The sequence below is a fragment of the Haloferax sp. Atlit-10N genome, assembly GCF_003586325.1.
GTDB lineage: Archaea > Halobacteriota > Halobacteria > Halobacteriales > Haloferacaceae > Haloferax > Haloferax prahovense.
Map to the genome: position 1 here is coordinate 192,922 of NZ_PSYX01000001.1, position 8,965 is coordinate 201,886.

The 8,965-nt window shown below is 66.0% G+C and carries 10 protein-coding genes and 3 tRNA genes; 10 read left to right on the forward strand and 3 right to left on the reverse strand.

The annotated features are described in order from the left end of the window. Positions 1-22: 22 nt before the first annotated feature. Together C5B91_RS21900 and C5B91_RS01070 are read left to right on the forward strand one after the other, a co-directional pair. On the forward strand, positions 23-577 hold the full coding sequence (locus C5B91_RS21900) for a hypothetical protein (RefSeq protein ID WP_147298768.1): 555 nt from the start codon (positions 23-25) through the stop codon (positions 575-577). 285 nt (positions 578-862) lie between these two features. Next, positions 863-1,072: a hypothetical protein gene (locus tag C5B91_RS01070; RefSeq protein ID WP_115818972.1), complete on the forward strand. Its 210-nt coding sequence runs from the start codon at positions 863-865 to the stop codon at positions 1,070-1,072. Between the two features lie 43 nt (positions 1,073-1,115). Here the strand turns inward: C5B91_RS01070 and C5B91_RS01075 are convergent, their stop codons facing one another. Then, positions 1,116-1,727, reverse strand: coding sequence for a DUF309 domain-containing protein (locus C5B91_RS01075; RefSeq protein WP_115818973.1), 612 nt, complete (start codon positions 1,725-1,727; stop codon positions 1,116-1,118). Between the two features lie 144 nt (positions 1,728-1,871). On the opposite strand from C5B91_RS01075, the gene C5B91_RS01080 reads away from it, so the two are divergent. Together C5B91_RS01080 and C5B91_RS01085 are read left to right on the forward strand one after the other, a co-directional pair. Further along, entirely contained in the window at positions 1,872-2,093 is a 222-nt protein-coding gene (locus C5B91_RS01080) for a hypothetical protein (protein ID WP_050458621.1), read from the forward strand. Between the two features lie 178 nt (positions 2,094-2,271). Then, a complete protein-coding gene (locus C5B91_RS01085; RefSeq protein WP_115818974.1) occupies positions 2,272-2,955 on the forward strand; it encodes a rhamnogalacturonan acetylesterase in 684 nt (227 codons plus the stop codon). Positions 2,956-3,069: 114 nt separating this feature from the next. On the opposite strand, the gene C5B91_RS01090 is transcribed toward C5B91_RS01085, so the two are convergent. Further along, a tRNA-Arg gene (locus C5B91_RS01090) sits at positions 3,070-3,142 on the reverse strand. A 232-nt stretch (positions 3,143-3,374) separates the two neighbouring features. Here C5B91_RS01090 and C5B91_RS01095 point away from each other — a divergent pair. From C5B91_RS01095 to C5B91_RS01110, 4 genes are all read left to right on the forward strand, one after another. Then, positions 3,375-3,863 (forward strand): hypothetical protein, encoded by a 489-nt coding sequence (locus C5B91_RS01095; RefSeq protein WP_115818975.1) that lies wholly within the window; start codon positions 3,375-3,377, stop codon positions 3,861-3,863. Positions 3,864-4,050: 187 nt separating this feature from the next. Continuing rightward, positions 4,051-5,523 carry a single-stranded DNA binding protein gene (locus tag C5B91_RS01100; protein WP_008091781.1) on the forward strand — a complete coding sequence of 491 codons (1,473 nt, stop codon included), beginning with the start codon at positions 4,051-4,053 and terminating at the stop codon, positions 5,521-5,523. A 219-nt stretch (positions 5,524-5,742) separates the two neighbouring features. Further along, positions 5,743-6,174: a histone gene (locus C5B91_RS01105; protein WP_008091782.1), complete on the forward strand. Its 432-nt coding sequence runs from the start codon at positions 5,743-5,745 to the stop codon at positions 6,172-6,174. After that, a complete protein-coding gene (locus C5B91_RS01110) occupies positions 6,174-7,187 on the forward strand; it encodes a histone deacetylase (protein WP_049968059.1) in 1,014 nt (337 codons plus the stop codon). The genes C5B91_RS01105 and C5B91_RS01110 overlap by 1 nt, the downstream gene beginning before the upstream one ends. On the opposite strand, the gene cca is transcribed toward C5B91_RS01110, so the two are convergent. Continuing rightward, positions 7,166-8,539 (reverse strand): CCA tRNA nucleotidyltransferase, encoded by a 1,374-nt coding sequence (cca, locus tag C5B91_RS01115; protein ID WP_049968060.1) that lies wholly within the window; start codon positions 8,537-8,539, stop codon positions 7,166-7,168. The two genes, C5B91_RS01110 and cca, sit on opposite strands and share 22 nt — an antisense overlap. 136 nt (positions 8,540-8,675) lie before the next feature. Here cca and C5B91_RS01120 point away from each other — a divergent pair. Both C5B91_RS01120 and C5B91_RS01125 read left to right on the forward strand, forming a co-directional pair. Then, positions 8,676-8,748 (forward strand) — tRNA-Asn (locus tag C5B91_RS01120). A gap of 97 nt (positions 8,749-8,845) precedes the next feature. Continuing rightward, a tRNA-Ile gene (locus C5B91_RS01125) sits at positions 8,846-8,920 on the forward strand. Positions 8,921-8,965: the final 45 nt, after the last annotated feature.

The following is an 8,965-nucleotide window of genomic DNA, read 5'->3' on the forward strand; positions in this document are numbered from 1 at the left end:
TTTTGGGTGTGAGAGTCGACGCATGGGTCCTGAGACATCGACTCTGCTGACTTTTCTCCAACTCATTGTACTGGCGTTTACTGCGTTAATTTACGTCGGACAGTCACTACTACGATCTGAGTTCTTAGAGAATGATGATCAAATATCAAGAACTCACCTACTCGAATCCTCGCGTATTTTCTGGGTAGGAATAGTGTTCATGGTACTTTCAGGGGTGAGTGTCTCGGTGTACTTAATCCCGAAATTAGCTTTTGAAAAAGTCCTTGTTGGTCAATCTTGGCTTGTCAACTTCTCGTTATTCGACCCTTGGAAGACGCCACCGATACTGGTGCTGCTCACGAGTTCTATACTGGTCTATTTGATATCTGTTGACTGGACCGACGAAGAAGGGAGTAACAACCTGTGGTGGGGAGCGTTATCCTCCCTTCTTTCAGTGTGGTTGGTCAGTGCAATAACCACAGTAATAGCCTACTTCCGTTGGGTTCCAGCTTTTGCAGCAGGGTGCTTTGCGCTAGGTATGACACTCTTTCTCGTCGGTGTATTGCGACTCTCCCAGGGACTTCTCAGACGGCTGTAACGCTACTTGGACTAGTTTGACAACACGTGTTGCAATTGAAAGCGTGTACCAGAGAGTAGTGTTTCTTTGGTGAGGTAGTGTGTGAGCAAGTCGGTGCTTGGCCGATGCTCGTCGGTCAGTTGCCTACGGCAACGTGACCGCCTGCGCGTCGAAACCCTGGTTTTTGATTCCGTTGCCCGTCGAACTCCCGTTCTTCAGCCGAGTCCGTATCTGAAACAGCCGGTCAGGAGGCGTGCGAACGTGACGGGAGAATATTTATAGAAATTCGACACGATGGTGTGCGTAATGTCGTCACCCGGTTCCAATGCGGAGGGAGCAGGAGTTTCGCTCCGCAACGCGGTTTTACTCCTCTGCTCCCTGTTCGTCTTTCACCTCGGGAGGGGATGGGCGCGGGGACTCGTCGAAGGGGACTATCTGCTAGGTATCGTCGGCTTGCTCATCGCCCTCGCCCCGGTCGTCTGGCTCCTGTTCGTCATTCGAGAGGCGTATTTCTGAAACGATATCGTCACCAACGACGTTCGACAGACCTCTCTTTTTCTCACTCGAACAGGCCGCTCACGTCGTCTTCGCGCCGCCGCCGACGGCGGACGTGCTCACTCAATCGCTGAAACACCAGCCCGCGCTGGGCCTCGTTTCGCACGAAGTCGAACACCATCGCCGTGAACTGCGTCTGCGTCCCGTCGGCGACCTCGTCGCGGGCGTACGCGACCGCGTCGGCGACGATATCCTCGTCGTAGCCGTCGAGTTCTTCCGCGAGCGTCTCGGCCGCGACGGCGACCGCGTCGAAATCGAGGTCGTCGTAGGTGACGACTCCCCCGTCGAGTCGGAGCGCGAGCGGGTCGTCGGCGACGGCGGGGTCGGCTTCGAGTCGTGCGAGAAACGTCCGAACGCCGGCGAGGTCGACGCCGCGGTAGTCGTCGCCGAGGCCGTCGAGGTACTCCCGCGCGCTCCGGGCGAGGCCGACCGCGCCCGAGTCGTTGCCGTCGCGGGCGTGATGGACCGCCGCGGTGAACTGGATGAGGCCGTGGAGGAACCGCTCGTCGTCGCCCCCGCGGTCGAGCGAGAGCCACGTCGCCTCCCACGCGCCGTGAGCCGCCCGGTACGCGCCCGCGTTGTAGATGGCGACGCCTGCGCGAAGCGAATCGTCCATGCGAACCGTTCGCCGTCCACGAGTAAAGATTTCGCGAAGAGCGGGCTCTCCCGCCGCAGGCCTTGCATACTTATGCCTCTCGAGAACATATGTGGTATGATAGCATATGAATGCCCTCGAAACCCTCGTCCGAGGTGTCGTACGATGACCCAGTCCCCGGTTTGTATCCGCTGCGGTGAGCAGTACCTGTTCACGCGGGCGTACAAAGGCAACTACTGTCGGGACTGCCACGGGTCGTGGGCCGCGAAGCCCCGGTCCGAGGAGGCGCCTCGTCCCCGCCCACAGCGGTCTCGCACGACCGCGTCGGTCCGTCGCCGCGACGACGACGGGTCGCGCGACCTCGAACCGCCCTACGACGAGGCGTAAGCTCGTTTTTTCCGGCCAGACTGCCGAGTGCGCTCGGGAGTCCGCGTTCGGTTTCGTCAACCGCTACGTTCGTACCCGCGACGGGTAGGCTCCCGTTAGCGACGGTTAGGGGACGCGTTCGTCCCGCGGATTGACCCGACCGGTGACTCTATACGCCGCCCGGACGAGCGCTATCGAAATGTCGTCCGAGTCGATTACCGTCCATCTCGTCGGGGACTCTACCATGGCCGATAAGGATGCGAACGAGCGTCCCGAAACCGGCTGGGGAATGCCCTTCGCCGACCGCTTCGACGACGCCGTCGCGGTGGCGAATCACGCCCGAAACGGCCGGAGCACCCGCACGTTTCTGGAGGAGGGTCGCTGGCGTCCCGTCGTCCGGCAGTTGACCGAGACCGACTACGTGTTCGTCCAGTTCGGCCACAACGACGAGGTGCCGTCGAAGGAACAGCACACGACCGAGGAGGCGTTCGTCGACAACCTCCGGAAGTTCGTCGGCGAGACGCGCGAGCAGGGGGCGACGCCCGTGTTGCTCACCTCCATCGCGCGCCGTCACTTCGACGACGACGGCGTCCCGAAGGACACCCACCACGAGTACGCCGACCTGACGAGAGCCGTCGCGCGCGACCGCGACGTGCCGTTTATCGACATGGACGAGCGAACGCGGTCGCTCTTAGAGGAACTCGGCCCCGCGGATTCGACGGCGCTCTACAACCATCTGGAGCCGGGCGAACACCCGAACTATCCCGATGGAATCGCCGACGACACGCACTTCAGCGAACACGGAGCGCGTCGCATGGCCGACCTAGTGCTCGACGGGGTCGAAGAAGTGGACCTCGGACTGGCCGCCCACGTCGAGTTCTGACGTAGTGGTGAACCCGGTCGCGCCGAAGTCACTCCCCGTTCAGGTTTCCGTACGGAGAACGTGGACTGACCCGAGAGAACAGAAGGCTCTCGAAGGTTAGTTCCCAGAGAGAAACGTCCTGACGGAGATTTGAACTCCGGTCCCTGGCTCCGCAAGCCAGGAGGATAGTCCACTACCCTATCAGGACTGTCTTGCTGCATTCTTCGGTACTCGACGGTTACTTAAGACGGTTACGATGTGAACTCCCAGTGAACCGCGGGACCACGGCACGAGGCTGGCGTCGAACGCCGGGCACGGAACCCGGTCTCCGGCGTGAACGACGACCGTTTCTCACGCCGTCTCCGGCGCGTTTCCGCCGCCGCGGCGACCGTGCGTACCGCACGCAAAGGACTTTTTCGCCGGCGAGCCTAGCCTCGTGTGTGAATCGACGCGCGCTCCTCCTCGGAACCGCCGGACTGTGTGCCTCGCTCGCGGGGTGCGCGAGCGGCGACGACGCGGCGGCGAGCACCGAGACCGGAACCGCGTCGCCGACGCCGACGGAGGCCCCCCGCCGTCCGCGACTCGTCGGGCGCTCGTTCACGCCCGTCCGCGCCGACGCCTGTCCGGCCGACGGGGCGCTCGCGACCGAGACCGAGACCGGGTTCTCGGTCGTCGGCTGTGTCTCGGGGGCGACCGAGTGTACCATCGCCCGACTCGCGCGGGCCGACTACGACGCCGACGCGGACACGGCCACGCTCGTCGTCGAGGCCGTCGAGCGGACCGACGTGAAGAACTGCGCCGAATCGCCGGTCGCCCGCGGCTACGAGGCGACGCTCAGGTTCGAAAGCGGCCTCCCCGGTCGGGCGGTCGTCGTCCACGACGACGCCGACGGTCGCCGCGAGGTCGCCCGCGTCGACGCGGACGCCTGACGGTCCGAAGGTTCAAATCCGAGGCCGCGGCCACCCCCGCTATGTCGTTCGATTCGCGCGGCCGGTTCGGCGGTCCAATCCGGAGGAAAACAACGCTTAAGCGCCGCCCTTCCCTGTTCGTCCATAGTATGAGTACGACGTTTGGTCTGCCGCGACGCGCGCGCTTCGTTCCGGGAGGTGACGCCTGATGGGCGTCATTCGGGAGGTCTACGACGACCTCGACACCGATGTCGAGTTCGAGAAGTTCGAGGCGGCGGTCAACGACAAGGTCGAACAGATGGGCGGCCTCGCCGACGAGGAGACGGCGGCGATGCTCATCGCCCACGAACTGCGCGACGAGGAGGTCAACGGCATCGCCGACATCGAACCGGGCATGGAGGACGTGAAATTCCTCGCCAAGGTCGTCAGCATCGGCGAGGTCCGGACGTTCGAACGCGACGGCGAGGACGAAGACGGGCGGGTCGTCAACATCGAGGTCGCCGACGAGACCGGCCGCATCCGCGTCTCGCTGTGGGACGAGATGGCCGCCGGCGCGAAGGAGAACCTCGAAGTCGGAACCGTCCTCCGCATCGGCGGTCGCCCGAAAGACGGCTACAACGGCGTCGAGGTCAGCGCGAGCAAGGTCGAAGAGGACCTCGACGCCGAGGTCGACGTGCAGGTGCTCGACACCTACCGCGTCGAAGACCTCGCGCTCGGCCTCTCGGACGTGAACCTCGAGGGCAAGATTCTCGACACCGGAACCGTCCGGACGTTCGACCGCGACGACGGCACCGAGGGCCGCGTCTCGAACCTCTCCGTCGGCGACCCGACCGGTCGCGTCCGCGTCACGCTCTGGGACGAGCGGGCGGACCTCGCCGAGGAACTCGAGACCGGCCAGTCGGTCGAGGTCGTCGACGGCTACGTCCGCGAGCGCGACGGCTCGCTCGAACTCCACGTCGGCTCCCGCGGCGCGGTCGAAGTCATCGACGAGGACATCGAGTACGTCCCCGAGACGACCGACATCGGCACGCTCGAACTCGGCCAGACGGTCGACATCGCCGGCGGCGTCATCGAGGCGGACGGCAAGCGCACCTTCGACCGCGACGACGGTTCCGAGGGACAGGTCCGCAACATCCGCGTCAAGGACGGCACCGGCGACATCCGGGTCGCCCTCTGGGGCGAGAAGGCCGACGCCGACGTCGACCTCGCGGACTACGTCGTCATCACCGACGTGGAGATAAAAGAGGGCTGGCAGGAGGACCTCGAAGCCTCCGCGGGCTGGCGGTCGTCCGTCACCGTGATGGACGAGGCCCCCGAGGGTGCGGCCGGCACCGACGCCGGCGGTTCGGCACCGACGCCGCCGAGCGACCAGGGCCTCGGCGCGTTCTCCGGTGACGGTTCGTCCGGTGGATCGTCCGGGTCGTCCGACGACACGTCCGCCGCGGACGGCGGGACCTCCTCGGACGCGGCTGCGACGGGGTCCGCCGGCGAGTCGGTCGAGTTCACCGGGACGGTCGTGCAGGCCGGGACGCCGGTCATCCTCGACGACGGCACGGAGACCAAGACCGTCGACACCGACGCCGACCTCGGCCTCGGCGACGAGGTGACGGTCTCCGGCACGGAGACCGACGGCCGCATCAGCGCCGAGACGGTCGAGGTCCACACCGGCGCACAGCGGTAACGACGAGGACGCGACGAAACGACGGCGCTGCGAAGCGGCGAATCGACGGCAGTCGCACACCGCCCCGCCGTCGGCGGGCCATCGAATCCCACTCATCGTTCGTCCGGTTTTGCGGGTTCTCACAGCGAAATCTCACCGCTCGGGAGCGCTGCGTGCGATAAAATACAGAAGGGGCCGCGACGGAAAGGATTATACGCCGCACGGACCCGATATGTGGGTATGAGTGTCGAGCTACCGTTCGCCCCGGTAGACGCGATTATCCGGCAGAACGCAGGTGAGTTGCGAGTGAGCGCCGGCGCCGCCGAGGCGCTCGCCCGCCGGATTCAGGACCACGGCGCCGAACTCGCGATAGACGCCGCCGACCGGGCGACGGCGGACGGTCGCAAGACGTTGATGGCCGAGGACTTCGGCGTCCAGCAGGTCGTCAACCGCGACGAACTCCTCCTCCCTATCGCCCCCATCGACCGCATCGCCCGCCTCCGAATCGACGACCGCTACCGCGTCGCGATGGACGCTCGAATCGCCCTGGCCGATATCCTCGAAGACTACGCCGTCAACGTGGCGGGCGCCGCCGTCAAACTCGCCCACCACGCCGACCGACGGACAGTCCAATCCGAGGACATCGAGACCTACTTCTCCCTCTTCGAATAATGCAATTCGGCTACAGCGAAACGTGTCTCGACCACGACACCGGGCCGCGGCACCCCGAGACGGCCGACCGACTCCGCGCGATACGACGCGGGCTGGCGAAGCGCCACGGCGTCGAGTACGTCGATGCGCCCCCCGCCGAGAAATCGACCGTCGCGGCCGTCCACGAAGACGGCTACGTCGACGAGTTCCACGACTTCTGTCGCGACGGCGGCGGTAACTGGGACCCCGACACCGTCGCCGTCGAGGCGTCGTGGGACGCCGCGCTCACCTCCGCCGGTCTCGCGGAGTGGGCCGCCCGGGCCGCCCTCGACGGCGACGACGGCCGCGACACGCCGTTCTCGCTCGGCCGCCCGCCGGGCCACCACGCCGTCGAGGACGACGCCATGGGCTTTTGTTTCTTCAACAACGCCGCCGTCGCCGCGCAGGCGGTCATCGAGGACGGCCTCGCCGAGCGCGTCGCCATCTTCGACTGGGACGTCCACCACGGCAACGGCACGCAGGACATCTTCTACGACCGCGGCGACGTGTTCTACACGTCCATCCACGAGGACGGCCTCTACCCCGGTACGGGCGAGGTCGAAGAGACCGGCGAGGGTGACGGCGAGGAGACGACTCTCAACGTGCCGCTCCACGCCGGCGCGGGCGACGCCGACTACGTCTACTCGTTCGACGAGGCGGTCGCCCCCGCAGTCGAGCGGTTCGACCCCGACCTGTTCATCGTGAGCGCCGGCTTCGACGCCCACCGCCACGACCCCATCTCGCGGATGCGCGTCTCGACCGAGGGCTACGCGATGCTCACCGAGTGCGTCCAGGACCTCTGTGAGGCGACCGACGCCGCCATCGCCTTCGTCCTCGAAGGCGGCTACGGCCTCGACACGCTCTCCGAGGGCGTCGCGACCGTCCACGAGACGTTCGACGGTCGCATCGCGATGGACCCCGAGGAAGACCCCGACGAGAAGAACGTCGAGCTAGTCGACGACGTGCGCGCCGCTCACGGTCTCGGCGCGAAGTAACGACCCAACTCGGCGCCGAACGACTCGGCGAGCGCGGCCACGTCGTCGCCGACGAGCACGTCGTAGCCGTCCTCCCCGAGCGTCGATTTCACGTGTTTTCCGAGCGCCACGTCGAACAGCGCGTCGCTTTCGAGGAAGTCGGTCGCCGAGGTGAACTCCCGCTCCCGCTCGACCACGTAGCGGTCGCCGTCGAGGAACGGTCCGTAGTGGTCGTCGCCGTCCTCGTACGCGCCGTAAAACCCCTCGGCGTGGCGGCGGACGTGGACCGGCGGCCCCTCGTGGCGCTCGACCGCGGGACGCTCGGCCACGGAGAGTTCCGCGAAGAGGACGGCGTCGCCCTCGTCGGCGTCGGCGGCGAACGTCGCGCGCCGGAACACGTCGAAGCCGCGCCTGTCGAGGCCGTCGGCGACGCCGTTCAGCGACTTTCTCAGCTGCGGGTAGAGCTGGTCGTCCACGAGGTCCGGGCAGTCGAAGACGACGGCGACGGCCGTGGTCCCGCGGCGGTCGAGGTGACCCCGAACGCCGTCGGCGTCGAGCGCCGGCGGGTCGGGCCGGAAGAACAGCGATTCGCGCGGCTCAGCGAGCAGGTCGCGGGCGTAGTGCTGAAGCCGGGCGACGTTCTCAGCCGAGCAGACTGCGGCGACGTTCCGCTCGTGGTCGGTCGGGTCGATGACGACGAGCGGGTCCGAGAAACGCCGCGTTCCGTGGTTTTCCGGGTCGAAATCGACCTGCGGGCTCCAGTCGGCGGCCGCCCGAAGCAGCGGCTCGAAGCCGCCGTGTTCGACCACGAGGAGTTCGGCGAGATAGCCGGAGAATCCCTCGGTGCGGAGGTCGCTCCCGTACGCGCCGATTCCCTTCAGGAACCGTTTGAAGACGCGCACGTCGGCCGCGAGGTCGTCGTCGAGGCGTTCGGTCAGGTAGGCGTTGTGAAAGGGTGTCCGGTCGACCGCCGAGCGGATGTCGGAGGCGGTGGGTACGTCGTAACAGGGGACGAGGTCCACGTCGAAGCCGTCGTAGTCGCCTTTCACGTAGGGGTGTTCGGCGTACTCCTCGTGGCCGTCGGGGAGGACGGCGTGGCCGACTTCGAGGCCGTACGTTTCGAGCTCTTCGCGGTCGAGGTCGGCCGGGAAGCGCACGAACAGGTCGATGTCGCGGTCGCCCGAGAGCCACGTGCCGCGGGCGGTGCTGCCGACTTGGAGCGCGTCGGCGTCCACCGGCAGGTCCGCGAGGGCGTCGTGGACGCGGGATTCGAGGGCCGACGCGGCCTCCGCGAGCGCCCGACGCTCCGCCTCGTCGGGGTCGATGCGCTCGCGGACCGCGGCGACGACCGCGTCGAGGTCCGAGTTCGTCATGCCCGCTGGTTTCCCGCGGGCGGGCGAAAGCGTGACGGTGCTCCCCCGACCGCGTCAGGCGGTGGCATCCGCCAGCCGTCGGGTAAAAACGAAAGCCCTATCAAGAAACATCGAATACGAGAGAGTGCAGACGAAAGCCGCCGTAGCTCAGTTGGTAGAGCACCTCGCTGTTAACGAGGTTGTCCCAGGTTCGAGTCCTGGCGGTGGCGCTTCTCCGTTTCTCGCGCCGGTGAGCGGTTCGTCTCCGATTCGCCGGCGGCGGCTTCTGATAAGACATAAGAGGGACGACGGGAAAGAATCGACCGAGGGCCCTTAGCTCAGTCTGGTCAGAGCGCTCGGCTCATAACCGGGTGGTCATGGGTTCGAACCCCATAGGGCCCATACGTTCTTCATACGGAATCGAGCCCATAGTGTATCCTCCGTTGC

What these genes read in the sequence shown, in the direction of transcription:
- C5B91_RS21900 (WP_147298768.1), top strand. Translation starts at nt 23, where the DNA reads ATGGGTCCTGAGACATCGACTCTGCTGACTTTTCTCCAACTCATTGTA.
- C5B91_RS01070 (WP_115818972.1), top strand. Translation starts at nt 863, where the DNA reads ATGTCGTCACCCGGTTCCAATGCGGAGGGAGCAGGAGTTTCGCTCCGC.
- C5B91_RS01075 (WP_115818973.1), bottom strand. Translation starts at nt 1,727, where the DNA reads ATGGACGATTCGCTTCGCGCAGGCGTCGCCATCTACAACGCGGGCGCG.
- C5B91_RS01080 (WP_050458621.1), top strand. Translation starts at nt 1,872, where the DNA reads ATGACCCAGTCCCCGGTTTGTATCCGCTGCGGTGAGCAGTACCTGTTC.
- C5B91_RS01085 (WP_115818974.1), top strand. Translation starts at nt 2,272, where the DNA reads ATGTCGTCCGAGTCGATTACCGTCCATCTCGTCGGGGACTCTACCATG.
- C5B91_RS01100 (WP_008091781.1), top strand. Translation starts at nt 4,051, where the DNA reads ATGGGCGTCATTCGGGAGGTCTACGACGACCTCGACACCGATGTCGAG.
- C5B91_RS01105 (WP_008091782.1), top strand. Translation starts at nt 5,743, where the DNA reads ATGAGTGTCGAGCTACCGTTCGCCCCGGTAGACGCGATTATCCGGCAG.
- C5B91_RS01110 (WP_049968059.1), top strand. Translation starts at nt 6,174, where the DNA reads ATGCAATTCGGCTACAGCGAAACGTGTCTCGACCACGACACCGGGCCG.
- cca (WP_049968060.1), bottom strand. Translation starts at nt 8,539, where the DNA reads ATGACGAACTCGGACCTCGACGCGGTCGTCGCCGCGGTCCGCGAGCGC.